This is a genomic window from Bacillus sp. P4_D3, assembly GCF_056401855.1.
Genome location: NZ_JBFUIN010000031.1, coordinates 1 through 25,022, shown reverse-complemented (window position 1 = coordinate 25,022; position 25,022 = coordinate 1). Strand labels below are relative to the sequence as shown.

The 25,022-nt window shown below is 35.0% G+C and carries 27 protein-coding genes and 4 pseudogenes; 17 read left to right on the top strand and 14 right to left on the bottom strand.

Annotated features, from left to right (window positions below; genetic code table 11):
* Positions 1 to 49: 49 nt before the first annotated feature.
* Positions 50 to 412, bottom strand: coding sequence for a hypothetical protein (locus AC1DTM_RS07525; protein WP_016103947.1), 363 nt, complete (start codon positions 410 to 412; stop codon positions 50 to 52).
* A 152-nt stretch (positions 413 to 564) separates the two neighbouring features.
* Between AC1DTM_RS07525 and AC1DTM_RS07520 the strand changes: the two genes are divergently transcribed.
* A complete protein-coding gene (locus AC1DTM_RS07520; RefSeq protein WP_000273535.1) occupies positions 565 to 705 on the top strand; it encodes a YflJ family protein in 141 nt (46 codons plus the stop codon).
* 73 nt (positions 706 to 778) lie between these two features.
* Here AC1DTM_RS07520 and AC1DTM_RS07515 read toward each other — a convergent pair whose 3' ends face one another.
* The 3 genes from AC1DTM_RS07515 to AC1DTM_RS07505 form a co-directional block, all read right to left on the bottom strand.
* Positions 779 to 1,177: an Ig-like domain-containing protein gene (locus tag AC1DTM_RS07515; RefSeq protein ID WP_016103946.1), complete on the bottom strand. Its 399-nt coding sequence runs from the start codon at positions 1,175 to 1,177 to the stop codon at positions 779 to 781.
* A 202-nt stretch (positions 1,178 to 1,379) separates the two neighbouring features.
* A complete protein-coding gene (locus AC1DTM_RS07510) occupies positions 1,380 to 2,024 on the bottom strand; it encodes a response regulator (protein WP_016103945.1) in 645 nt (214 codons plus the stop codon).
* Positions 2,014 to 3,231, bottom strand: coding sequence for a sensor histidine kinase (locus AC1DTM_RS07505; protein WP_016103944.1), 1,218 nt, complete (start codon positions 3,229 to 3,231; stop codon positions 2,014 to 2,016). The genes AC1DTM_RS07510 and AC1DTM_RS07505 overlap by 11 nt, the downstream gene beginning before the upstream one ends.
* 85 nt (positions 3,232 to 3,316) lie before the next feature.
* On the opposite strand from AC1DTM_RS07505, the gene AC1DTM_RS07500 reads away from it, so the two are divergent.
* From AC1DTM_RS07500 to AC1DTM_RS07480, 5 genes are all read left to right on the top strand, one after another.
* Positions 3,317 to 3,502, top strand: coding sequence for a hypothetical protein (locus AC1DTM_RS07500; RefSeq protein WP_002030171.1), 186 nt, complete (start codon positions 3,317 to 3,319; stop codon positions 3,500 to 3,502).
* A 475-nt stretch (positions 3,503 to 3,977) separates the two neighbouring features.
* Positions 3,978 to 4,970: a zinc-dependent alcohol dehydrogenase family protein gene (locus AC1DTM_RS07495; protein ID WP_477000134.1), complete on the top strand. Its 993-nt coding sequence runs from the start codon at positions 3,978 to 3,980 to the stop codon at positions 4,968 to 4,970.
* Positions 4,971 to 5,087: 117 nt separating this feature from the next.
* The gene (locus tag AC1DTM_RS07490) at positions 5,088 to 5,393 is read left to right on the top strand and encodes a hypothetical protein (protein ID WP_477000133.1); all 306 of its coding nucleotides are present in this window, start codon (positions 5,088 to 5,090) and stop codon (positions 5,391 to 5,393) included.
* Between the two features lie 180 nt (positions 5,394 to 5,573).
* The gene (locus AC1DTM_RS07485; RefSeq protein WP_016103941.1) at positions 5,574 to 6,254 is read left to right on the top strand and encodes a FadR/GntR family transcriptional regulator; all 681 of its coding nucleotides are present in this window, start codon (positions 5,574 to 5,576) and stop codon (positions 6,252 to 6,254) included.
* Positions 6,255 to 6,324: 70 nt separating this feature from the next.
* Positions 6,325 to 7,512 carry an MFS transporter gene (locus AC1DTM_RS07480; RefSeq protein ID WP_033714642.1) on the top strand — a complete coding sequence of 396 codons (1,188 nt, stop codon included), beginning with the start codon at positions 6,325 to 6,327 and terminating at the stop codon, positions 7,510 to 7,512.
* A gap of 120 nt (positions 7,513 to 7,632) precedes the next feature.
* On the opposite strand, the gene AC1DTM_RS07475 is transcribed toward AC1DTM_RS07480, so the two are convergent.
* Positions 7,633 to 7,944 (bottom strand): heavy metal-binding domain-containing protein, encoded by a 312-nt coding sequence (locus tag AC1DTM_RS07475; RefSeq protein ID WP_000637508.1) that lies wholly within the window; start codon positions 7,942 to 7,944, stop codon positions 7,633 to 7,635.
* A gap of 202 nt (positions 7,945 to 8,146) precedes the next feature.
* On the opposite strand from AC1DTM_RS07475, the gene AC1DTM_RS07470 reads away from it, so the two are divergent.
* Together AC1DTM_RS07470 and AC1DTM_RS07465 are read left to right on the top strand one after the other, a co-directional pair.
* A complete protein-coding gene (locus tag AC1DTM_RS07470; RefSeq protein WP_016103939.1) occupies positions 8,147 to 8,608 on the top strand; it encodes a hypothetical protein in 462 nt (153 codons plus the stop codon).
* Between the two features lie 214 nt (positions 8,609 to 8,822).
* The gene (locus AC1DTM_RS07465; protein WP_000505688.1) at positions 8,823 to 8,924 is read left to right on the top strand and encodes a YjcZ family sporulation protein; all 102 of its coding nucleotides are present in this window, start codon (positions 8,823 to 8,825) and stop codon (positions 8,922 to 8,924) included.
* Positions 8,925 to 9,071: 147 nt separating this feature from the next.
* On the opposite strand, the gene gad is transcribed toward AC1DTM_RS07465, so the two are convergent.
* Positions 9,072 to 10,541: a glutamate decarboxylase gene (gene gad, locus AC1DTM_RS07460; protein ID WP_016103938.1), complete on the bottom strand. Its 1,470-nt coding sequence runs from the start codon at positions 10,539 to 10,541 to the stop codon at positions 9,072 to 9,074.
* A gap of 105 nt (positions 10,542 to 10,646) precedes the next feature.
* Between gad and AC1DTM_RS07455 the strand changes: the two are divergent.
* Both AC1DTM_RS07455 and AC1DTM_RS07450 read left to right on the top strand, forming a co-directional pair.
* A pseudogene (locus tag AC1DTM_RS07455) lies at positions 10,647 to 10,994 on the top strand (Tn3 family transposase); the annotation flags it as partial.
* A 70-nt stretch (positions 10,995 to 11,064) separates the two neighbouring features.
* Entirely contained in the window at positions 11,065 to 11,166 is a 102-nt protein-coding gene (locus tag AC1DTM_RS07450) for a YjcZ family sporulation protein (protein ID WP_000505688.1), read from the top strand.
* A 403-nt stretch (positions 11,167 to 11,569) separates the two neighbouring features.
* On the opposite strand, the gene AC1DTM_RS07445 is transcribed toward AC1DTM_RS07450, so the two are convergent.
* From AC1DTM_RS07445 to AC1DTM_RS07435, 3 genes are all read right to left on the bottom strand, one after another.
* Entirely contained in the window at positions 11,570 to 12,178 is a 609-nt protein-coding gene (locus AC1DTM_RS07445) for a DUF2812 domain-containing protein (RefSeq protein ID WP_033714640.1), read from the bottom strand.
* 16 nt (positions 12,179 to 12,194) lie between these two features.
* Positions 12,195 to 12,509, bottom strand: coding sequence for a PadR family transcriptional regulator (locus AC1DTM_RS07440; protein ID WP_002134744.1), 315 nt, complete (start codon positions 12,507 to 12,509; stop codon positions 12,195 to 12,197).
* Between the two features lie 141 nt (positions 12,510 to 12,650).
* Positions 12,651 to 14,384 carry an S-layer homology domain-containing protein gene (locus AC1DTM_RS07435; protein ID WP_016103935.1) on the bottom strand — a complete coding sequence of 578 codons (1,734 nt, stop codon included), beginning with the start codon at positions 14,382 to 14,384 and terminating at the stop codon, positions 12,651 to 12,653.
* 534 nt (positions 14,385 to 14,918) lie between these two features.
* On the opposite strand from AC1DTM_RS07435, the pseudogene AC1DTM_RS07430 reads away from it, so the two are divergent.
* Positions 14,919 to 15,047 (top strand): annotated as a pseudogene (locus tag AC1DTM_RS07430) (SDR family NAD(P)-dependent oxidoreductase); the annotation flags it as partial.
* Between the two features lie 158 nt (positions 15,048 to 15,205).
* Here AC1DTM_RS07430 and AC1DTM_RS07425 read toward each other — a convergent pair.
* On the bottom strand, positions 15,206 to 17,596 hold the full coding sequence (locus AC1DTM_RS07425; protein ID WP_477000132.1) for an immune inhibitor A domain-containing protein: 2,391 nt from the start codon (positions 17,594 to 17,596) through the stop codon (positions 15,206 to 15,208).
* Between the two features lie 602 nt (positions 17,597 to 18,198).
* Here AC1DTM_RS07425 and AC1DTM_RS07420 point away from each other — a divergent pair.
* Together AC1DTM_RS07420 and AC1DTM_RS07415 are read left to right on the top strand one after the other, a co-directional pair.
* Positions 18,199 to 18,381: pseudogene (locus AC1DTM_RS07420) on the top strand (hypothetical protein); the annotation flags it as partial.
* Complete coding sequence (locus tag AC1DTM_RS07415) at positions 18,381 to 18,539, top strand: hypothetical protein (RefSeq protein WP_016103932.1); 159 nt, start codon at positions 18,381 to 18,383, stop codon at positions 18,537 to 18,539. The pseudogene AC1DTM_RS07420 and the gene AC1DTM_RS07415, both read left to right, overlap by 1 nt.
* A gap of 432 nt (positions 18,540 to 18,971) precedes the next feature.
* Here the strand turns inward: AC1DTM_RS07415 and AC1DTM_RS07410 are convergent, their stop codons facing one another.
* The 3 genes from AC1DTM_RS07410 to AC1DTM_RS07400 form a co-directional block, all read right to left on the bottom strand.
* Positions 18,972 to 19,679, bottom strand: coding sequence for an IS6 family transposase (locus AC1DTM_RS07410; protein WP_477000131.1), 708 nt, complete (start codon positions 19,677 to 19,679; stop codon positions 18,972 to 18,974).
* A 321-nt stretch (positions 19,680 to 20,000) separates the two neighbouring features.
* Positions 20,001 to 20,174, bottom strand: coding sequence for a hypothetical protein (locus tag AC1DTM_RS07405; protein ID WP_001025956.1), 174 nt, complete (start codon positions 20,172 to 20,174; stop codon positions 20,001 to 20,003).
* Positions 20,175 to 20,328: 154 nt separating this feature from the next.
* Positions 20,329 to 20,757 (bottom strand): ferritin-like domain-containing protein, encoded by a 429-nt coding sequence (locus AC1DTM_RS07400; RefSeq protein WP_016103930.1) that lies wholly within the window; start codon positions 20,755 to 20,757, stop codon positions 20,329 to 20,331.
* Between the two features lie 218 nt (positions 20,758 to 20,975).
* On the opposite strand from AC1DTM_RS07400, the gene AC1DTM_RS07395 reads away from it, so the two are divergent.
* Positions 20,976 to 21,332: a carboxymuconolactone decarboxylase family protein gene (locus AC1DTM_RS07395; RefSeq protein WP_016103929.1), complete on the top strand. Its 357-nt coding sequence runs from the start codon at positions 20,976 to 20,978 to the stop codon at positions 21,330 to 21,332.
* 673 nt (positions 21,333 to 22,005) lie between these two features.
* Here AC1DTM_RS07395 and AC1DTM_RS07390 read toward each other — a convergent pair.
* Entirely contained in the window at positions 22,006 to 22,893 is an 888-nt protein-coding gene (locus AC1DTM_RS07390; RefSeq protein ID WP_016103928.1) for a LysR family transcriptional regulator, read from the bottom strand.
* 115 nt (positions 22,894 to 23,008) lie between these two features.
* Here AC1DTM_RS07390 and AC1DTM_RS07385 point away from each other — a divergent pair, with 115 nt between their 5' ends.
* From AC1DTM_RS07385 to AC1DTM_RS07375, 3 genes and pseudogenes are all read left to right on the top strand, one after another.
* On the top strand, positions 23,009 to 23,881 hold the full coding sequence (locus AC1DTM_RS07385) for a DMT family transporter (RefSeq protein ID WP_477000130.1): 873 nt from the start codon (positions 23,009 to 23,011) through the stop codon (positions 23,879 to 23,881).
* A 2-nt stretch (positions 23,882 to 23,883) separates the two neighbouring features.
* Positions 23,884 to 24,594, top strand: coding sequence for an NAD(P)H-dependent oxidoreductase (locus tag AC1DTM_RS07380; protein ID WP_088098762.1), 711 nt, complete (start codon positions 23,884 to 23,886; stop codon positions 24,592 to 24,594).
* A 34-nt stretch (positions 24,595 to 24,628) separates the two neighbouring features.
* Positions 24,629 to 24,847, top strand: a pseudogene (locus AC1DTM_RS07375) (arylamine N-acetyltransferase); the annotation flags it as partial.
* Positions 24,848 to 25,022: the final 175 nt, after the last annotated feature.

Genomic DNA, 25,022 nt, shown 5'->3' with positions numbered 1-25,022 from the left:
AGCTCGTTTTATTCCAGCGCTAAAAAAAGAAGCGTCATCCGCTTCTTTTTCACTCTACTATATCTTCGTCACACCACGTAAACACCACATCTAGAATGCGATTACCGATACGTACGCGTTTATTCCATTTACCTGTTTGGATCTGATGTTGCAATTCCGCTTTCATCTTTTCCGTCCAGTCGTGAATCGTGTCACTACGGTCGTACGGATATACGCTCGGAAACTCTTCCTGCAGAAGATGAAGGCTCTCTGCATCAAAATGAAAATGGAAGAAGTAGTTTGCTGTAAGCGATGGTTCTTGCAATTGTAAAAAGTAATCGTCAACTTGCTTTCTATTTCTATAGAAAGTAAAGATATTCACTTTACCGCTCGTAATTTGGTCAATTTGAATTTCGTGCTTCTCTATAATCACGTCTTGCCCACCTCGTTATATACTACCCTTAGTATATATGTCTTTTGCAACAAAGTTAACCATTTTCGCACGAAATTCATTTCCTTCATTATATTGCCCGTACCTCCAAGTACAATCAGGACAAATAAACAAAGTTGAAGGGGAGCGATCACATGTATTTCGGAAGCAAAGGTTGGTATGTAAAAGAACTTAAAAAATTAGGTATTCGTACTTACGAAGGTAAAAAACTAGAATCTTATCGTACGCATATTTTATCTAGTTTACTTGAGAGAATGAAGAAAGCTTCGGCTTAATAGAAAAAGGAAGCAACAATTTGTTGCTTCCTTTCATTTTTATTTAGAAAATAAAAACTGGAATCATTATAAATTAATAATCTACCTTTACTATTATACTCTCTTGATAAAAACCACCTAATATCGACTGAACTTTTATTATCAAATACTCTTCCAGATGATTATTCGTATATATTTTAAATTCTCCATACTCATTAACCCGTCCACTTCCAACAAGCATATCGCCGCTCGTTATGACAATTGTTGAATAAGGTTCCGCATGACCCGATACATAATTATCACCATATTTCACAAAATCTATCGTTATTTCCTCATGAATATTACTAACTGAATCTATACATTTCTCTTCATACAAATTAGCATTTAGTTCTTCGGCCCTCGAAAGCGCTCGATTCCTGCTAATCTTTTCTGAAGAGAATGCAACATTTCCCAGCCAACTAAACCTATCAAATGTAGTAATAGGTAGAAACATCTGTGTTAACTCCCCCATTTCTTATCAACTGCAATCTTTGAATGAATTTACAGCAATACGTTCTATGTTGGGATAAAAGAAAAAGTCTGTAATTGTACTGTTCTTAGATCTCTCATACTTTCTGAAGCATAACATAAGGAAGAAATAAAAAAATCGTACAAAAGGGCAAGCCTATAATGTACGATTGGGCATATATAATGTTTTAAAAATGAATTAACTTCCTTTCAATAGACACAGCTACTGCTTCTGACCGTGAGTTAACGCCTAATTTATTGTATATATTTGTTAAATGCGCTTTTACCGTTCGCTCAGCTATCCCCATATCAAATGCAATTTCTTTATTCTTATATCCGCGCGCAATAGCTTTCAACACAAACAATTCTTTATCTGTTAAGTTATTTTCTGCAACCTTATCAGCATGTACTTCTTTCCTTTTATACTTCACTATCTTTTCCATAATATTTGGTTGTAGTAAAATCTCACCTCGAATAGCCGCTTCCAACGTTCGAAATAAATTCTCACGATCCGTATCTTTTAGCAAATATCCTTTTGCTCCTAGCTCAATTCCCTTTAACATTAATTCATCTTCGTTATAAGTAGTTAATATAATAATCGGCGTATGATTTTGTTTTTTATTCAAAGCCTCAATCGTTTCTAAACCACTCATTTTAGGCATATTTAAATCCATTAAAATAACATCGGGTTTCTTTTTTTCTATGAAAGAAAGGGCTTCTTCTCCGTTTGCAGCCTCACCTATAATTTGAAATGAATCACTCGTTTCTATTATTAATTTCAGACCTTCTCTTACAACGAAATGATCATCCACAATTAATACGTTATACTTCATGACTATCTCCTTCTTTATTTATAGGCACTTGAATATACACTTTCGTACCCTTCATCTTTTCACTCAATATATGTATTTCTCCCTTAATCAATCGAACACGCTCATTTAAGCCAATTAAACCATAGTGTCCAGGATTCTTACCGATATATCCAGTGTCAAAACCAATTCCATTATCTTCAACTTCAATAGTAAGTTTTTCAAGATCATCGATATATTCAACATTTAAATTTACATCTGCTGCCTGCGAATGTTTTGCGATATTCGTTAAACATTCACTAATTACATATAAACAGTGCTCTTTTACTACGCTTGAAATATACGGTGGACTTTGAATAGTAAGTCTCACATGTATAGACGTAGCTTCAGAAAAACGTTGAACCTCTTCCTTTACTGCTTCATTAAATGAATTAGTAGTATGACGCAAATCATCAATAACCAACCTTGCATCATGTAAAGTTTGTCTCGCTCTTACCATAGTTTGTTTCATAATCTCTTGAGATCGTCCTGTATTCCCTTTTTGCATATGGGCATCTATTGCTTCCAATTGCATAATTAAGCTCGCTACACCTTGCGCTAACGTATCATGTAAATCTCTTGCCATACGCTGCCTTTCATTAGCCAATGTCAATTCTTCCACTCTCATATATGCAGACTCTAACTCTTGAATATAGCTCTGTATACGATTACGTGCATCAAATTGCTGCTTATTAATATAAGAAAAAGGAATAATAATTGCTAACACTAAAAGAAACATAGAGATAAGAATAGCTAATTTATTCACACCATAATTAATACTAATTGCAGCACAAAATATTGCATACATAAGAGTAAAAACTATCATTACTTTAAATATATTGTGATAAACATATAAACTTTGGGCGATTAAAATAGGAGTTAATCCAACAAAAATCGCTATCGAAGCATTTGTTGCAATAAATGCAGCCAAAAACACAATGAAAAGTTGTACAAAAAAGAAGTACAACAATTGCCTATTTTTTAATGAACTCGAATACCAATGAAAAATAGTATGAATAACAATGACTATTGTAAAGAAAAAACTATCCATAGAGAAAATATTATTACGAAATTCTAAAAGCATTGAAGCTATATATACGAGTGTGATCCATAAAATAATAAACCTTCTTGGAATAAATACCGCTTCCAATACATTTGTATCCAAATCTATATTTGAACTTATTTTTTTCATATCTGACCTCCACCATTATATTATACTATACAAGATGCACCTTACTTTTTGATAAATTACTGATTCCTCATTACTGAATACAAATATGAAATATTGCATATCGAAATGCATTGATGTATTTGTAAACGCTTACTATAATGAGGGTATAAAGATTCATTACATCTTACTATTAAAAAAAGGAGGCAATCATATGGAAATCGCAATGGCAGTTTTAAAATTCGTAGGTGGAGTAATTCCATTGGTTCAAGAACTTTTAAAAGCATTTATGTAAAATTATTATTCAGCAATTATCTATAAGAATTATCATACAAATGATCTGTATATCAAAAAAATTGATACACAGATCATTTGTGTGAAAAAGCTTTAAACGAGAATTATGTACCTTAGCAGAACAATAATGATACATCTATCTCAAGTTGGAAAAAGACGCTCACAAGGGCGTCTTTTTATTATATTACTATGTACCTAATAACTTATTTAGAAAATCAATTCTACAATTCATACAATGCTACATAATTCATTTATCTTTTTGAAATTTGCACAATAAAAATCCCCTCAAAGCATAAACTTCAAGGGTCGAGCCTATTTTTTATTAAATTTTTTAAACACAGCAATACCATTTTCTACGATTTTATCAGATGTATAAATGACGACTGTCTGTTCCTCTTTATTTAGTGCTAATGAAATAATCATTTAAACCCAAAATGCTATAATTAATCCAATCACACTAAGGGGGACCATTTATTTTGCGCGGAACATGCATTCAATTTCATGAGTTTGGCAATCCGAAAGATGTGTTACAGGTTGAATATAAAAATATAGAACCATTAAAAGATAATGAAGTTTTAGTTCGTATGCTAGTCAGACCGATTAATCCATCTGATTTAATTCCAGTAAGTGGAGCATACTCACATAGGATCCCTTTACCTAACGTACCTGGTTATGAAGGTGTTGGTATTGTAGAAGATGTAGGCGCAGGCGTTTCTAGAGACCTTATCGGCAAACGTGTTTTGCCATTACGCGGAGAAGGTACTTGGCAAGAGTTTGTTACAACATCAGCTGACTTTGTAGTCCCTATTCCTGATTCCATTGATGATTTCACAGCGGCACAAATGTATATTAATCCCCTTACAGCGTGGGTTACGTGTACAGAAACGCTAAACTTAAAACAGAATGATGTTTTATTAGTGAACGCTTGTGGATCCGCTATTGGACACCTTTTTGTTCAATTATCACAAATTTTAAACTTCCGATTAATTGCAGTAACTAGAAATAGTAAACATACAGAAGAATTACTTCAGCTTGGTGCCCATCATGTAATAGATACTTCCACTACCCCGCTTTATGAAACAGTTATGGAGTTAACAAATGGGCTAGGTGCAGATGCTGCGATTGATTCTATTGGAGGATCCGATGGAAATGAATTAGCTTTTTCTTTACGTCCAAACGGGCACTTTTTAACTATAGGCCTTCTATCAGGAATACAAGTAAACTGGGCAGAGATTGTCACGAAAGCAAAGGTGCACGCGAATATATTTCATTTACGACATTGGAATAAAGAAGTGTCCGCATATAAATGGCAAGAAACGTTTCGTCACTTAATTCGCTTAGTAGAAGATAAACAATTACRTTTCATGACAGTACATTCTACGTATGACTTAGCAGATTTGAAAACTGCGATTGATGTCGTTCAGTCTGCTGAAAAAACAAAAGGGAAAGTGTTTTTGACGAGTTATTAAATGCGGTTGAAGAATTCATTTTGATTGATTTTTTAAATAGACTAGATAGTACGTTTAGGAGTATACAATTGTAATTATCTGGTATCATTCTATTAAAAGGTGAAAGGAGATTCTAACATGTGGTTAATTACAGCAATTGCACCTGTTGTAATAGTTGGAGGAATTGTATTATATGTAATTGCTAGAATGAAACATAAATATACTCAAGGAAAATTAGGTAAGAAAAAATCAAAAGAAGCTCAAAATTTATTAGATAGTTTAATACCAATGGGAATGATTTTTGGCTGTACTATCGGTTTGATTTTCGGCATATTTTTCCCGGATTCTTTACTGCTTGCACTTAGTTTAGGAGCTGGAATAGGCTATTTATTTGGATTTTTTGCTTATGAAATTTATAGCAAGCAAGGCAACAATTATTCATGAATAGCTATCGACGCGATTGTGGAATAAGTGAGGACAGTACATATGAGTCATATAAAATATGTACTGTCCTTTCATTTATTCATCAACATTATTAACCCCACTTCTCCCCCCTAAAAAATAACATTGTCAACAGAACTTAAATTGGTTATCATAAAAGCGAATATAACAGGAGATGAGCAGATGAATATAAACGAAAAGAAATCTTTTTCAAAAGTTTCTCGACGGAAATTAGTCGATGAAGTGTTGGAACGTTTACAAGAAAAAATCTTTTCTGGCGAGTATGAAGTTGGTGATCGCCTCCCTACAGAGCCGCAATTAATGGAAGAGTTAGGTGTAGGACGTTCAACGCTGCGAGAAAGCATAAAGATATTAGTACATGCTGGCATATTAGAGGTTCGACAAGGACAAGGTACTCGTATTGTCTCACTAAATACAGCACAAGATTCATTTGAAAAACGATTGCAAACAGCTAATATTAATCATGTATATGAAGCACGAAATATGTTGGATAAAGAAGTAGCGATGTTAGCGGCACAGCGCCGAAGTGAAGAGGACCTTTTATACTTAAAAGGACATTTGAATAAAAGAAAAAATGCCCTTCAAGAAGGAAATTATGTAGCATACATAGACGCAGATATTCAGTTTCATCTAGCAATTGCAAAGGCGAGCAAAAACGAAGTTCTACTTGATTTATATCAATCTTTCGTACCTGCCCTTCGCCACATTTTAAGCCAATTAATATTAAATACAGTGAACTATGAAGATAACTCTGACATTCATGAAAAGTTATTCCAAGCTATTTTAAAACAAAGTACCGAAGAGGCACGAACATACGCCGTTCAAAATTTGGAGCTGAAATAAGCTCCTTATATATTACACTCAAACATCAGATGATATACTGAATAACGTCTGATGTTTAAGAGGGGAGAAAATTAAATTGAAACATCAAGGACGAACTTATTTGTATATACTAGCACTATTTTTTGTTTCTATTAATTTACGTATCGGAATTACATCTGTTTCACCTTTATTAGAAACAATCCGACAAGACTTAAATATAAGCAATTTTTCCGTTAGTTTTTTAACAGCCATTCCTGTTTTTTGTATGGGGACATTCGCCTTACTGACTGGGAAGGTAATTAAAAAATATGGGGCAGAAAAAGCAATTATGGCTTGTCTTATTTTAATTGGCTTTGCTACATGTATGAGGGCTTTTACCTCTTCCATTTCCACATTATTCGCGAGCTCTTTATTTATCGGCATTGGAATTGCACTTGCAGGTCCGTTACTATCAGGTTTTATTAAAGAAAAATTCCCTACGAAAATCGGCTTAATGATTGGAATATATTCAGTAGGCATGGGAACTGGCGCTTCTTTAAGTGCAGGATTAACGATTCCTTTACAACATGTATTAAAAGGATCTTGGAATATGGCACTCGCTTTTTGGGGTGTACTTACTATTATCGCTATTATATTTTGGTATCCGGTTATGAAACGAAAAAAGAATACGAGTACACAAGATAAAAAGAATAATAGTTTACCTTTAAGAAATAAAAAAGCATGGTTGTTCACAATCTTTTTCGGACTACAATCAGGAATCTTTTACTCCATTACAACTTGGCTTGCGCCCGCAAATCAAAATATGGGCGTCAGTAGCGAACAAGCTGGTACTCTCATAACTGTATTTACAGTTATTCAAATGATATGTAGCTTTTTAATTCCAACATTAGCGGATATTTATAAAAACCGAGCACTTTGGTTATTAGGGAGTATATGCTTCGTACTCGTAGGTTTATCGCTTATGATTTACCCACTTACTACACCATGGATCCCTTCTATTTTACTAGGTATCGGGCTCGGCGGCGTATTCCCACTCGCTCTCATGCTACCGCTATATGAAACAAAAACTTCAGAAGATGCGAGTGCATGGACTGCTATGATGCAGTCCGGAGGGTACATTATGGGCGGATTTATTCCTGTCTTAGCAGGAATTACCCGCGACTATTTTGATGGTTATACGCAAGTTTTTATTATAATGGCAATCCTAAGCTTAATTTTGTTCATTTTAACTTTAGTCATGAACAAAAGAAAAATAAAAGCGAAAGATCTTATAGCTTAAATTAAAAGAATGGGCTTTTTCCTAAAGGATCAAGCTCATTCTTTTTACTTCTACTACTTGAAAACAAAAAAATCCCCTCAAAGCATAAGCTTCAAGGGGTGAGCCTGTTTTTTTATTTAATTATATACGTACAGCTGTACCACTTACAGCAACCATTAACATTCCATCACGAACAACTTCATAATCTACGTCAATACCAACGATAGCGTTCGCACCTTTTTGTTTTGCAAGTTCTTTCATTTCTCCCATTGCAATATCACGAGCTTCTTTTAACTTGCTTTCATAAGCACCAGCACGACCACCGACAACATCACGAACTGAAGCGAATAAATCGCGGACAATATTTGCACCCATAATAGCTTCACCATTTACAATATCAATATACTCTATAATTTCTTTACCTTGAATTCCAGACGTTGTTGTTACAATCATGACTGACACTCTCCTAATAAGTTGTAGTTTTAATTAGCTTTCTTATGTCTTTATTATGACATGGAAAAAGTATCTAATCTATTGAATTACCTTACATGAATGTGACAATTTTGTAAGGATGAAATATTATTCTACCTTCCTTTTACAATAACTACCTAAACTAACAGAATATTGTTATAATTAAATTAGAGGAGGGGATAAAATGAAAAAAATCATTTATATATGTGCTCTAAGTGTTCTATCTTTTACTTTAATTGGTTGTACAAGCACCTCGGCTACAGATAAGACGTCACAAGCTAAGCAGGAACATACACAAAATACATTTCAATTAAACTCCGCAAATATCACAGACATCGAGATATTTAGAACAACAAATAACACTACTTCCAAATCTCAAACAGACAATGAGGAAATGATAAAATCTATCATTTCGGCAGTTCAAAATGGAACACCTAAAACAATCACTTTAGATCAAAAAAAGAGAGCATCTGCACATTCTACTATAACCGTTACATATAAAGATGACTCAAAAGAAGAATTTCTTGTGTGGGTTGATAATAAGGAGCAAATTACGATCGCTAAAGATGAGAAGAAGGATACAGTAGAAGGTGTGACATTGAACATTGAAGGCGCTAAAATGATGGAGGATTTCTTTAAAAGCTAAAAAAAAGATCCCCTTCAGCTTGATAGGTATGTGGCGAGACCCCCTATCATTAAACTTGAGATGGTTCAAATCGGAGAAAGACACCTTAAAAGGTGTCTTTTTTATTTTCAAAAGGACCTGCTCAATTCATGCGTAAATACATAAAGTAAATTGAATCCGTTAAAATACATGAGTGACCTCTTGTTTTCTCCTCTTATCTAAAGGAGGAACTGTTATGGGCTTTGGTGGTAGTTGTAGTAGTTGTGGCGGCGGCTTTGCTTTATTAGTTGTATTATTTATTTTATTAATCATAGTTGGAGCTAGCTGCTTCTGCTAAACAAACTATYAGAAAAGRCACTCWTATWTGRGTGTYTTTTCTTTATGGGGTAGCGTCAGAAAAATGCTGATTTACAACGTTAAGGAAATTTCAATATTAAAAAGCCTAATTTCTCAATTAAATATGAAGAAATTAGGCTTTTTTCATTTAGTGATGAAACCCATTATCACATTTCGTATCATGTGGCATAGGCCCGTCCAGGGAATCCAGAAAGGCAACGGTCTGTTTGAGGTTCCTCAAAAATAAATGCGCGAGATCCATGGAAAATCCATTTCGAACCACAACGCGCATAATCGTCACCGCTTCCATATCTGGAGGCAATGGATAGGCGGGTACTTGCCAACCGAACACACGCAATTGTCGAGATAAATCATAAAGATTCCAGTTTAATGTGTAACCATCTTTCAGTCGCCAAGCGAAAACCGGAATATCCGAACCATCGGACAAAAGTTCGAACGGTTCCATCTTCTGAATCGCCTCGCTAAGAAAAAGAGCGACTTTCTGAGAAGCCCTTTGGACATCATAGTACCCACTTTTCCCCAAACGCAGGTAATTGTAATATTGCAGGAGCACTTGTGCGCCAGGACGAGAGAAATTCAGGGCAAAAGTCGGCATGTTCCCGCCCAAATAGGAGACGCGGAAGATTAGATCCTCAGGGAGATCTTCAGCTTCCCGCCAAATTATCCAACCCAACCCAGGATAGACTAATCCATATTTATGTCCGGATACATTGATGGACTTCACCCTCGGTAATTGAAAATCCCAGACTAAATCTGGTTGAAGAAACGGTGCTATAAATCCCCCCGAAGCCGCATCCACATGCATGGGAATGTCGAGGCCCGTCCTCTCCTGTAAATCGTCCAACGCTTTCGCAATCGCGGACACCGGTTCGTAAAGCCCGGTATAAGTCTCACCGAGAATCGGTACTACACCAATCGTATTTTCATCCACGACAGCGAGGACCCCCTGAGGATCCAATCGGGGATGCTCTGGGCTAACCTTCACATAGCGTGGTTCAACCTCCCAATAGTTCGCGAATTTTTCCCAAACGACTTGAACAGCAGAACTAAACACAATATTGGGCCGATCCACCGGCTTCCCTTCGCTTTTGCGTGCATTTTGCCAGCGTCTCTTTAACGCAAGCCCCCCGAGCATACATGCTTCCGACGATCCAGTTGTTGAAACGCCCATAGTCGTAAGGGGGGTGGGCGAATGCCAGAGGTTGGCTAAAATGCGGACACACCGCTCCTCAATTTCGGCTGTCTGTGGATATTCATCCTTGTCAATCATGTTCTTGTCGAATGATTTGGCATATAAGTGCTCTGCGGCAGGCTCCATCCATGTGCTAACGAATGTTGCAAGATTCAAGCGGGCATTGCCATCAAGAGCAATTTCATCATGGACGATTTGATACGCTGTTTCTGGTAACATGCCTTCATCAGGCATGTGAAAGCGCGGAACGACTGATTCTCCTTCGCGGGCAAACAGAGGATTTACAGAAAATTCGTGAGGCAGCTCCATTTGCACGTGACGCGGTAGATATTGTGGATTATCTGGCATGATCTCTTTTCCTTCGTATGCATCGTTTTGAACTTCTGCTTTTCGATCCTGTGGCATACAAGTCCCCCTTAATTAATTTTTTAACAAACATATTATTTACAAAAAAGCATTTGTTAAACCAAGGGGACAATTCTATTAAAAGGTGYTGCTACCATTCGAATTAAAGGAGAAGCCATGAATGGACTTGCAAGAGCTATTTTCTTCGGAAAACAAGGTGAGCGAACCATACAGCATCAATTGCAAAGGGCCAGTGCCTTAAACATAATTATCAATGCCATCAGTATCTGGAATACTTTACATCTAACAAAAGCAGTTAAATATCCAAAACGGATAGGTAGTTTTAATGAGAACTTATTGCATCATATATCACCTTTAGGTTGGGAACATATCAATTTACTAGGAGAATACCATTTTAATTCAGAGAAAGTGGTTCAAGTCGGAGGAAGGCACCTTAGGGTCTCTTTTCTTTATTTTCAAAAGGACCTGCTCAATTCATGCGTAAATACATAAAGTAAATTGAATCCGTTAAAATACATGAGTGACCTCTTGTTTTCTCCTCTTATCTAAAGGAGGAACTGTTATGGGCTTTGGTGGTAGTTGTAGTAGTTGTGGCGGCGGCTTTGCTTTATTAGTTGTATTATTTATTTTATTAATCATAGTTGGAGCTTCTTGCTTCTGCTAAAAAACTATCGAAAAAGACACTCATATGAGTGTCTTTTCTTTATACGTTAAAAAAGCCCACCTATTTCCTTAGGTGGACCTTATCTTTATTACACAATTCCAAAGTATACTCTCTTTTTCTCTTGAACTTTATGTAATTATACATATTCATGAAAATACAAATAGTAAAATATAAATTGTAGGCATACTCTATAAAGTAGATTCTTTTGAAAGACGTAACATATCAATCATTATAGGAGATGTGTCGAGACCCCTACTTAATTAAATGCCTTTTTTGATTTATAAAAATTAAAATCATGATAATTTGTTTCCAATCCGCATCCTTTTCATTAATCTATTTTAAGAAGATGCATTTATGAATCCAAAATAATCCCCTCAAAGCATCAGCCTTAAGGGGATCCATATCATTTTCTCTCTTCATACAACCTATTTGCTTTATACGAGCAAACGAAAAACATACCAATCGCAACCGGAATAAATAGCCCTGCAATTCCTCTCATTAATGCAAATGGTGTTTCAAATAAGAATGACCCTAAAAATGCTGCACCTTGCTTATCCCATAAACCCGGTGTAAAGTACAGTTCTCTTGGATTTATAATCGCTCCTATATTAACCGTATTATTAAACATAAACAGGATTAACAGCGGCAAATAACATATTGCTAATTCTAAAAATGTCTTAGATAGACGTTTATACTTCCCTGCTCGTGACATTTGATCTGAAAAAATGTCATCTTCACTTTCCTCATTTACCTTTTTAAAATATTGCGTACCAGACCACCATTTACCGGCTATATGCTTCCAGCCACTATCTTCAAATAACGTACAATAATTAATAAAATCACTTCGTCTATTAAATATTCGATGATCTATTTTAATTTTCGTATCTTCCGGTTCTGCGATTCTAAATCTATAACCAAATGTATTACTTTTTAGTTGATAGCCTTTCCAAGCCATCTCTTCTAACCATTTCTCCTCTTTTTCAAAATCTAAAAAGAATTTCAATCTCCACATCATCGCTTCCCCCTAACTATACATTTAATAAGCTTTTTGTAACTCCAACAATGTGCTGCATCCTCATAAAGTCTAAGTGTAATACTTCTTTCCCGCGTTCAGTAATGACATACACTTTTCTTCGTTTATCTTCACTTTTTACAGATTCTATTAATTGTTGCTTTAATAAATTTTCAACCGCACCATATAATGTACCCGCCGCGATTTTCACTTGATGATTACTAAGTTCCTCTACCTTTTGCATAATTAAATATCCATGTGCTGGCTCTAATAAAGCTAAAAGAACGTAATACGTTGTTTCCGTTAATGGTAAATTTTTATCTCTATTCATTGAGACCTCCAATGTAACGATAGTTATATAGCTAAACTATATAGTTCAACTGTATAGTTTCATTTTATACAGTCCGACTGTATATGTCAAATTTAGGTATAAAAAAACAACCTAGATCCCTTACATGKATCTAGGTTGTTTTTAATACATAAACGTAATCGTCACCAAAGAATACCCTTCTTTTGCATTATACGGCTCCGCTTTATAAGAAACACGGTTCGCGCCTTGCGGGAAACGAATTTCTCCAATTGCCTTCTTCACATCTTGCAGTGCGCCGTCCATTGATTGCTTATACAGAATTTCAATCTTTTCAGGCTTTGCACTATAGCGCTGCTGCATTTTACTTTTTAATTCGTTATAGTTATTCGCAACGTATTCATCTGCTAAATAATTTAGTTTTGTATCTTTTAATATTTGCTCGTATGCAGTTGTTTTAGAGCTACCCGCTGCAATTTTATTTGTAAGTGTGTCATAATAATTTGTTGTAGCCTGCGGATAGTCCCCGCGGTTCCACTCGTGATTTCTTGCAATTTGTTCATCTGATAAGTTGAAATAAGAATATGTTACTCGCCCTTGTTTATCAGGTATTGGATCATCGAATGTTGTATCAAGATGGTACCATTTGTTATTAATTTTAACTAAATTCCAAGCATGAGGCTGACCGTCTCCAGTTCCTACTACAAAATGATTCTCAATTCCAGCTTCTTTTAATAATTGATAGGTTAATAGGGTGTAACCTTGGCAAACGGCAGAACGATTCGCGAGTGCCTCATATGCTGTATACGCTTTATAAGACGTATCGTAAGAAACATGTTTTACTACGTAATCATGAACCGCCTTCACTTTTTCATGATCATCCATACCGACTTGAATAATAGAAGAAACGATCGCTTTCGCTTCTTTCATCACATACTCGGTTTGTTCTTTCGTTTCGCGATATGTAATATGTAGCGTAAACGTATAATTCCCGGGCGATCCAGATAGTGAGTATGAAACATTCGATCTATTATAATTTGTATACTCATTTTTATTTGCGACTTCTTTATATGCGGTGAAAAGTGTATTCATCACTTCTTTTGTATTACTATTTTTCGTTTTATATGGAAGTGTAATGTTCGTTTCGTACGCATTAATACGCGTTTGCACTTCATTTTTGAATGCTGTTAATAATGCCGCATCTCCTGTATCCTTTACATCAGTATTTTTAGATTTCAAAGTTTTATATAAAAACTGTGCATACTGTTCACGTGTTACTGTGCCATATGGTTCAAATTCCCCGTCGCCTGTACCATCTGCGATTCCGTTTGATTGCACCGCACTAATCGCATTTTCTGCCCAAAATGGACTTGGAACATCATTAAATGTATGTTTTTGTTTAGCAGAAAGATGAAAAGCATTTGTAAGAATTTGTGCCATTTCCGCACGACTCACAGAAGCTTTAGGTCTAAATCGGCCATTTTCATCACCTTTAAAAACCCCTAAATTCGTTAAAGTTAATACCTCTTCTGGAAACATTGTAGAATCTCGATTAATATCACCGTAAGGATTTTTAAACGTAGAGCCATCTTTTAATACGTAACGAGTTCCATCATTACTAAACGAACCGCCTTGCTTATTCGGCACTAGCACTCGATAAATTAAAGCTGCAACTTGCTCCCTCGTCGCAACATCTCCAAAACCAAATATCCCATTTCCATAACCTGAAATAATATTTTTGTCCGCTAAATCTTTAATCGCCGGATACGACCAATGCGATGTAGGCACATCAGAAAAAACGCCCGCTTCAGCAGCTTTCACATCACTGCCATTTGTATATAATAAAGCACCACCTATTAGTGATAATGATGTAATTGATTTTAATAGTTTTGTGTACATAATGCCTTCTCCCAATACGTCTTCTATTTTTTGTTATTTTTTGTCAAAAAATCTAAAAGAATATGACAAAACACATTATACAATCAAAAGTTTTCGGAGGATATACTGAATTTCAAAATATGCAAAAATTCATATTACTATAGGGATTCATACTGATATTATGCTATTTTACTTGCGAATATATAAATTAAGAAGAAAAATACTAATGTAACATTCATATACATATCTGTGTAATGATAATAAAGTTATTTAATTTTGATGTAAAAATATAAGAGCCGTTCTACAATAAAGTGAAACTTTAATCAGTGGGGGTTTTGTTCATCCCCCACTGATTATTAGCCCGCACCAATCGGGCTTTTACAGGCAGTTGATCCCCCACCTAACTTCTTTGCTTTTGCTGAATTTTGAGGTGGGGATCTTACTGCCCACAAATAGCGGGATAAAATGTAGAAAGGCTCTTATAAGTTGTTTGATTTTCTTCCAATTAAATGTGCTTGTGCTCAATACGTTCTATCTATTGGTAATAAGACGTTCATAATGACTCAAAAAGGGATTCTTGAAGGAGGGTTAGAATCAACACATACCGATTTAAATTTATTATTAGAACGTCAAGCTACACCATTAAAACAAGCATTAATACATTTATTAGCAAACACAAAATAGATGAATCAAATTCCTCAGCCGAAATCAAAYAATGAATTTTGYATCTTTCTTTTCTATGAACTGGTTCCTAAACTGCCCGTTTCTACAATAAAAATAGAGCTGTCCATAAGTCGGTTTCACCAACTTATGAGGCAGCTCCCTCTTAATTTCACCTTATTCTATCGATGAATCCAAACTGCACCTGCAGACTTGTCTTCAGCTTGACCTACTACTTCAAACTTCAATCCTAGTTTCGGCAACTTACGTCCTGCATCTGGAATAGCGCTGTTGATGTACTGCTTAGAATCATCAAATTTTGCAACTCCTGGTAATCCTTTATAGTCAAAGATACCGCGAGTTGGCGAATCTACTCTCCATGCTGGCGCTTGATCAAATGAGAATGCCGCATCGGCAATTTGATAACGCGTACTGCTCTTCACAGTCGGTTGTCCGTTTAATGTTCCTACGATTGCCTCTGGATGAGAATCTACTACTCCTAGGAATCCTTCACCTGGATGAACGCCTACCCAGTTATCTGTAAAGCTTTGATCCGCATACCATACAACCATTCCTGTATTAAATACTGGACCACGCGCATGTTGTAACGCCGTGTCAGAACCAGCGTAATTTCTCCACTCTACATAGTAGTTATTTTTTTTCTGTTCCAATCCGTTAGATACAGTAAATCCTTTTAACGTCATTGCTGGCTGGCCTTCTGCATCATCAGAGAAAACAACTTTGCCATCTACAGTTAATGCTGCATTATCTAACGCAAATCCTTTATAAGCTACTGCAATATCTGTTAAATACTCAAATTGCAGCTTTACTTTTTTCCCTTTGAATTGGCTTAAATCGTAAGTTTTATCAACCCACTTACCATCAGTTGTATCCGCGCCGCCTTTTACATCTTTTTCGCCCATTCTATCAATACGTGTCTTCGTTCCATCTTCTGCAATCGCATATACATCAAGGAAATCATACTTCGCTTCAAGTTCGTAGAATGCCTTATAATCGAACTTAGCATTCGTTGCATTTGTTAAATCAAATACTGGTGTCTCAAGTGTTGTATGAATGTCATTTCCTTTTGTACTGTAATAAAACTTCTTACCAAATGCCGATTCGATATTTTTGATATCTTTGTCTGGCAAGTTAACACGAACGATTCCTGGTCGTTTTGATTTTKTAACACTTTGATCTAAATATGTTGCAACACCGACTCCTGTGCGAAGTTTATCATAATCTACCTCAACGATATTCGCCCAGTTGCCCGTCATATTCTTTTGGAAAAACTCTTTATTTTGTGGTGAGAAACTTGTTGGCTCTGTTCCTGCAATTTTTCCAGCCCAGCTGCCGCCGCTCATAATAGACCATGACTCAACAGGTTCACCTTGTCCTGAATACTTTGTATCGTACTCATCTGGTAAGCCTAAATCATGACCATACTCATGCGCAAACACACCAACTGCTCCGTCCTCAGGCTCGATTGTATAATCGTATGCAGCCATCTTTCCGCCCCAATTTGAAACAGAAGATTTTGTGCCATCAATCGCATATGGTTTTGATCCAAGTTTTGAACGATGAGACCAAATCGCATCATCTTTCAATTTACCGCCGCCAGCTTCTTGACCCACGCCAGCATGTACAACCATTAAATGATCAATAATGCCATCTGGCTCGTTTTTATTTCCATCACCATTTTGATCATATTGATCGAATTGATCATAGTCTGCTAAATTAATTCCTTTTGCTACCGCTGCCTTTAATGCTTCTTTCACAAAATCACGTGGCCCTAAAGGACCTTTGTTATCATGGCCAGTACCCGCATCCGAACCGTAATCTGAAGCTTTCCCTGGAACAGTAAGCCATTCCGTTACAGTTCCATCAACTGTGTAGCTCCCGCCAGATTGTTCTTCATAAAATTGTTTAAATGTATTAATCTTCGATCCATCAAATAACGTAAATGGTTCATCACCAAATAACATTTTTTGATAATGTTCACGATTAAAGTCCTTAGAATACATGTATCCTGGCTCTTGATCAATATTGTTATGCTTAAAATCGCTAAATTCTACAAGTAAAACAAGTACTTTATCTTTTCGAACAGCACCGTTGTACTCTTCTTGCTTCGCTGGTGCAGTAGGTACTTTTCCATTTAATTTACTAGAATTCAATCCAGCACCTTGTCCAGCTGCTGGCCCTACTGTAGGCTGCTGCGCCTGTTCATTTTCCTTCATTTTTGCATCTTTTACTTTTTTCATAAAATCAGAAGCCTCTTGCGTAAGACTATCTCCTGTCAAGATTTCTTTACCAGGGTTTTCCCCTTTCTTTTTCTCAACATATTTTTCGACAGCCTTTGACGTCTCAGCTTGTGATGCAGATTGATCAATTACGCCCCGTTGTTTTAGTGCTTCTGCCAAACGCTCATCCGGTATTAAATGCTCATCTATTGGTAGAGATGGTGTTGGTGGTGTCTCAGCATAAGCTGCATGACTTCCAAAAGCAAAACTACTACTTAGTACTGCCGCTGTTGCTAAAACTGATAAAGGTTTTAACTTCTTATTCTTTTTCAATGTATTTCCTCCCCAGTGCCTGCGAATTATCATTTTTTTTGCCGATAGCAACATAATATTCTCTTTATAGAGAATATTCAATCTTTTTCAACAAATAAAATGTTGAGAAATATTTTTTTGTGCAGGGTGGAATGCGTAAAATAGCAAAATACAAAAGTTCTGCTGGTTTATGTTTTTTTTAGTTTTGCATATAACCATAAAGTGGGATCACTTGTTCTTTTATCTTGATAGCGATGGAGTAAAATGCTTATTTACAATACTAAGGAAATACAACATACAAACAGCCCAAGTTCCTCATTGGAACTTGGGCTGTTTGTTATTTGAATGAACACTTTCCATATGGATTCTTATAAGATTTTGAATCAGTTTATGTAGATTCACTTTACAAAAAGGCTGTTATTTGTTTTAAGTGCAATAGTCATACTTGCTCGATTCACTTATTTTTTGGCAATAAATAAGTGATCACCACCTAAGGAATCCTATTGAATTCCTTTTCTATTTATATTCTAATTACCCTTAGAATTATCAGAACATTATTGAAAAAGTTTTTTTCTTTCAATCTATCACACTTAATTTCTTGCTAGTATATACATACCAATATACAAATAAATTTGGAAGCTATCTCATTTTTCGACACACAACAACTCTATAATTACACACAAGAATACACTGAAAAATTAGCAATCAAGTTTTACGAAGAAAGCGACACTGTCAAAGCTAGTAAATACTTTTATATTAGTCATCAAGCTAAAGAAAAAACTTTCGAAAAAGGAGCGTTAAAATAATGAAAAAACTTTTTGGAACGATTTTAGGTTTATCACTTTCAGTTGCATTATCTATAGGGTTATCATTCTCTTCACAATCAGATTCTAAGAAACAAGTTGATTCGACTAAATCTAGTACAATTATGTACATGCAATCCAGCCACGGTGAATCCTGGTAATACAAAGAGTTTTTTATCCGTTAACATCATTAATTACGAAAAGGGCACTCCCTCAATGGAGTGCCCTTTTCGTAATTAATAGACAACATATAGCAGACTACTTATTAACTTCAGCCCATTTAACCTTGAACTCCGCATCGAAATCATTTGCGCAACACGTTCGAAAATATAAATCTATGATGTTAGAAACAGACTAATCGATCTGTTCTTGTTGTTTCAATTTCATACTAAAAAGGAATGTGTTGTATCATTTCGAAAACACGATTTATAACCAAGTCGATTTACTTCTATTATAAAGGAAATCGAGAAATGTATTTCCCAATAGAAGAACACGCCAAAATAAATACTAACCTAAAGAGGTGTTAATAACATGAAAAATGGTTCTGGTGCAAAAAGATAATAAAGCGCATAGATTCCTAACRGAATCGTATCTTATGCTGCAAGTCCAAACAATTGATGGATGAATTCTYTCTGATTTTGGACAGACTGGTCCCGTAAATCAACCTGTTCTTTTTTTATCATATGCATGGCTTCTACTCCAGAAAGAATGGATGTAGCTGTGTCAAAACATTTGAACCCTAGCATAGAACGAATTCGCTTCTTTATAAAGCGATGATCTTGTTCTACTATGTTATTCAAGTACTTTTGTTGTCTAAGTCGCATACGACCAGGTATGCTTTTTTCTTTTTTCAACTGTTCAATTGCTATAGGATAAGCTGGATTTTTATCGACTGTTATAACGCGAGGTTTTGAAACATGAAAAGAATGCAAAGCCTTTTTGAAAAAGCACTTTGCAGCCTTCCGGTCTCTTGTTTTGCTTAGGTAAAAATCGATTGTATTTCCTTTCGAATCAACAGCACGATACAGGTACATCCATTGACCTTTTACTTTGATATATGTTTCATCGACTCTCCATGAGTCATTTGTTTGTTTAAGGTGACGTCGGATTCGTTTGTCCAATTCAGGACCGTACTGATGAACCCAACGCATAATCGTTGTATGAGAAATGGATAAACCTCGTTCCTCCATCATTTCCACTAAATCACGAAAACTGAGGTTGTACCGTAGGTACCATCTTACTGTTAACAAAATAATATCAGGCTGATAATGCTTCCATTTGAATACATTTTCTTTTTCCATACCAATCACGCACCTTCTTTAGACTAGTAGTATCAGTATGTCCAAGATTTGTAGATTGATTGCAATTGTCCTGAAGTTTTTGCACCAGAACCGGATCTTTTAATATCCCTTTGGAAGTTGGTAACTTTTTCTAGTAATGAGCCCATTATTTTAACCTAGATAGCAAAATCCTTCTTGTATACATATGTAGCTTGTAACCATCTTATCGACATAATACATTTAATTCGTTCTTAATTCATGGATTACTTTCAAAAGACAAACAAAAATAATGAATACTTACAAATTAAAAAGGCAAGCATCAAAATGTGCTTGCCCTTTCTTCTAACGACGATGTTCCACAAGATCAATTACACCTAAAACAACGTGAGCTAAACCAAATCCAAATACTGTATTTGCAATCATCTTATTAGATCCACGAGTTTGCTTCAAGGCATAACCCGCAGCTGTAACTGCTGTACCTAATGTAGTCGGAATTAATCCTTCACGAATATTCATAGTAACGTCCTCCTAGTATCGCAGTTAGTAATCCTGCTTTAATACTTTAGAATTAAAGTACTAAAACAAGTATTAGTATTTTCCTGTCTTGTGAAAATATGTGGAGTTATTTTAAATAACTTCTTTTAATTATGATACAGCGTAACTAAAAATGTTAATGCGTAAGTTGTTTTAATACATTTACATGTTCCCTATCTTTATCTAAAATATCATGTATTAACATATGACTTTCTGGATCTAAATCACCTTGTACAATTTCTTCTGATATTTGAACGCCATAATAACCTTCGCCCTTTAACGCGCTACTTACAATTTCTTCAGTTGTATCTGGTGCTGTAAATTGACTTATCAAACCTTGAACAGAGCCAACGATTCCTTCATTATCAACCGGCACTCCTCCTAGATTTTGTATTCTTTCTGCTACTTCTAAGGCATGTTGTTTGTGATCTTGTTGTATTCTTTGAAATTCCTTTTTTATTTCTGGATCTTTTAACTTATCTATATAATGCTCATAGGCATGAATACCCATGTACTGCCCTTTTAGAAAGGCATTTAATGTATTGACTACACTCTGTTTTTCCATATCATCAATTCCTTTTTACGTTATCCTTTGACAGAAGTCAATGGATTATCCATATCGTGTGTGCCATACTATCAGTTAATTTTTTGTTATATCGTACCTCTAAATCCTCTCTCCTCTTTCACTCAGCTTGATATAAATATCATTTTTGTTTAATCAATTCCCATTAGGTTCATACTAACTTTTGTTTAAGAAATATGAGAAATGGAGATGGATTAAATATGGAATTTGAAGGTAGAAATTCTACAGAATCTGCACTTCTTCATTATAAGTATGGTTTGGGTTTATTTACTGAGAAGATGCCTAAACTAGCCGAAGAATTTAATTCCTTTACGGAAGAATGCTTTAAAGAAGGCACCTTATCAAAAAAGCAAAAGCAGTTAATTGCTTTAGGTATTAGCCTTTATTCTCAGGATGAATATTGTATTATTTATCACATTAAAGGATGTCTAGATCAAGGAGCTTCAGAACAGGAGATCTTTGAGACGGTGGGAGTGACAGCTGCATTTGGTGGTGGTGCTACTATGAGTCAGGCAGTAACTCTTGTACAAGAGTGTATACAAGAGTTACTGCAGTAATAGGACTATCATCATGAATTGAGGAATATATTTATCGAGTTCATGTGTTGCTATCTTTACACAATAAATAAAAAACAAAAAACTTGAGCGTGTGCGAAGTATACTCAAGTTTTTTGTTTTTATCCTTAATTCATACTGGCGGTACCCAAACAAAAGAATGGAGATAGTTAACAAATATCTGTTTTTATAGTTTATAGGTGAACATAACTATGATTTCACTTTACATATGTAAATTACTATTGAATATAAGCATATGTGATGCCGTAAGAATGCTACATTCTTCTTTATTGACCTATACTTATATTTTCCGCAATTTATTATGATATAGATGTTATTTAAAAGTATTTTGTACAAAATAAATAATTGGAATTTTTAGGGATATAGATATCGATAACCTCCATCGTTTTCTTAATTCACATAATTTTCAAATATAAAAACTCAGTATGCTAAGATTTGATATATAATGAAAGCAACCCGTAGTTAGAGTGTTTGCTCCGATTCAAATTATGAGATAGTTTGTTTAAACTTTTTTACATTATCTAAAAAAGAACTTGTAGTGATTCCTACAAGTTCTTTTTGTCGCTCTTACAAGCACAAAAGTAAACCTTTAAATATTGGTTTACTTTCATTCCCCTAAGAGATATTAGAAAGAATTGTACTTCAACTAGCCTTTTTATTTATTTTTCAATTCGGAACCTGTTTCTTTAAAATTTTTAATGAGAAATTCAATAAAATATCTACTTGCTATTGGTAATACCCTTTTGTCTTTATATGCCAAACTTATTGTGCGCGAAACTGGTGGCGAAATTGATTTTGTTACAATATTATACGGACACCTATCTAAGACAAGTTCCGGTAAAATTGATATACCAAGACCTTGTTCAATCATAGACATAATTGCATAATCGTCATGTATTCGGTATTGTATGTTAGGTTCAAGGGAATTTTGTTCAAAAATGGTTAACGCTTCATTTATTTCTCCCTCATTTAAAAGTATGTAAGACTCTTCCACTAATTCTTCCAATGAAACTTTATTTTTAGATGCTAAACAATGATTTGCTGGCAATACGGCAAGCATTTCATCTTCTTGTAGTGGAATGCTTGTTAAATTAGACACGGCATCTGGATTAACAAAGCCAAAATCTACAAATCCTTCTTTGATCCAATTACAAATAACTGTATATTCCCCTTGATATATATCAAACTGAACAGCTGGGTACTCTTTCTTAAAATTCCTTATTAAATACGGTAGCCAATGACATGCAACACTAGAAAATGTTCCAATTCGAATAAGCCCACTTTGTAATCCCCTCATCTCTTTGTGTTTCTCTAGCAATTCTCTATGTGAATTGCTGATATTTCTAATATACGGCAAAAACTCTTCGCCATCTGGTGTAAGGGTAATTCCAGTTCTTGATCGCAAGATAAGAGTTGTTGATAATTCTTTTTCTAATGAATTTACCATTTGACTAATTGCGGATTGGGTGTAGCCTAGTTCTTCAGCAGCTCTGGTAAAATTCCCTGTTTCAATTACTTTAATAAAAGCATGATATACATTCATTTAATCGCCCCTTGCATTAGAAATTCTAATAGTTGCATTATAAATATTCGTTTCACTAATGTAAATACAGATGATAACATATAGCTATCATTAAAACATGAAAGGATAAAAACAAATGACACAAAAACATGCTAATTTTCTATTAGCTACAGTCTCTATAGGTTGRGGGACATCTTATATTTTTATGAAAATTCTTGCGGATACAGTTTCTCCCTTTACAGTAGTAGCTTTACGATTTGGGATTGCATTTCTGATTATGATTTTAATAGCTAACAATAAATTAATTAATTTTAATATTAAATTATTATATTACAGCGCAATTGTTGGAATATTATTATGCGGGATTTTTATATCACTTATGTATGGAATGAAAACGACATCTGCTTCTTCAGCCGGTTTTTTAACAAGTACAACTGTAATATTAGTGCCTGTTTTACAAACACTAATTACAAGGAAACTACCACGAAAAGAGGTAATATGCGGAGTAATAACTGTTTCTATCGGTTTAGCACTCCTTACTATTAAAGATGATTTTACATTTGCACTGGGATCTCTATTTTGTTTGGTAGCTGCTTTTCTCTATGGCATACACATTATAGTTACAAACTATTTTGTTCAAAAAGTGGATGCACTTCAACTAGGAATTTTCCAACTTGGTTTTGCATTTCTATTTGCCCTCATAGGGAATTTCATATTTGAAACACCTGTACTACCCAACGGAGTAATAGAGTGGTCCGCAATACTTGGTTTAGCAATTATTTGCTCTGCTTATGGTTTTGTGATACAGCCAATTGCTCAAAAATATACTACTCCTGAAAGTACAGGATTTTTATTTTCTCTCGAACCAGTTTTTTCAGCAGTATTTGCCTTTATCTTTCTAAATGAAAACATGGGGGGCCAAGAATATTTAGGTGCTTTGCTCATTCTGTCCGGTGTATTAATTGCAAATACATCATTTAAAAAACAAATTGTATCAAAGGAGATGTAAGAATGAATATTTTAATTATCTACGCTCATCCAGAGCCGAAGTCTTTTAATGGAGCATTAAAGGACCTAGCTGTTTCAGAATTAACTTCTTTAGGCCATCAAGTCAAAGTATCAGATTTATATGCTATGAACTTCAAAGCTGTTGCCGATAGCAACGACTTTATCCAGCAGGAAAATAAAGAGTTCTTAAAATATGCAGTAGAACAAAAACAAGCAACTAAGACAAACAATTTTTCTGCCGATATTCAAGCGGAACAAGAAAAACTTCTTTGGGCAGACTTTGTTATTTTCCAATTCCCATTATGGTGGTATTCTACTCCTGCCATTTTGAAAGGGTGGTTTGATAGAGTATTTGCTTCTGGATTTATTTATTCAAGGGACGAAAGATATGATACAGGTAAACTGAAAGGCAGAAAAGCGATGTTGTCTACTACAACAGGTTCTCCTAAACATGCTTATACGCCATATGGGATGGATGGGGATATGCATGAGAAGATACTTTATCATATTAATCATGGCATGCTTTATTTTTCTGGTTTAGAGCCTGTTGAACCATTTATTGCCTGGACACCATCCCATAATGAAGAAGACCGAAAACGGTACTTAGAGGAATATAAAAAACGTTTACAAAACATTTCTGATATTCCTTCTATTCCGTATCACCCTTCTTCTCATTATGACGAAAATCATCAACTAAAGATGGAGTATAGGTAATACATTAGTAATCACTAAAAATAGTCAATTTCCTTTAAATGAAAAGAAAGTGAATGCTATACAAAACATGGTTATAGAGCATCCAAAATCGCCAGTAAATAAAGGAAATATTATTTGCAAATTAATTGAACACGGGCATATTGCACTCACTAAGCAAAGTTTTACAGAAACTCGGCATGGAAAGAAAACTAAAAAAGAGAAAACGGAGAAACAATATCATCAAATACTTAAAGATAAATTTAATATTTTTTAGAAAAACAACATGAAGAAAGTTAAGCATAAGCTTTTATAGCTCGCTGCTCTCTCGTTTGTAGAATAGTCAGGGGTACTTGTATTTTTCTCTTTTTTCTTAAACATGTTTACTATTTATAAATTAAATGTTAGTTTTACAAAACATACAAAATGTTAAACTTACAGAAGCCATTGAT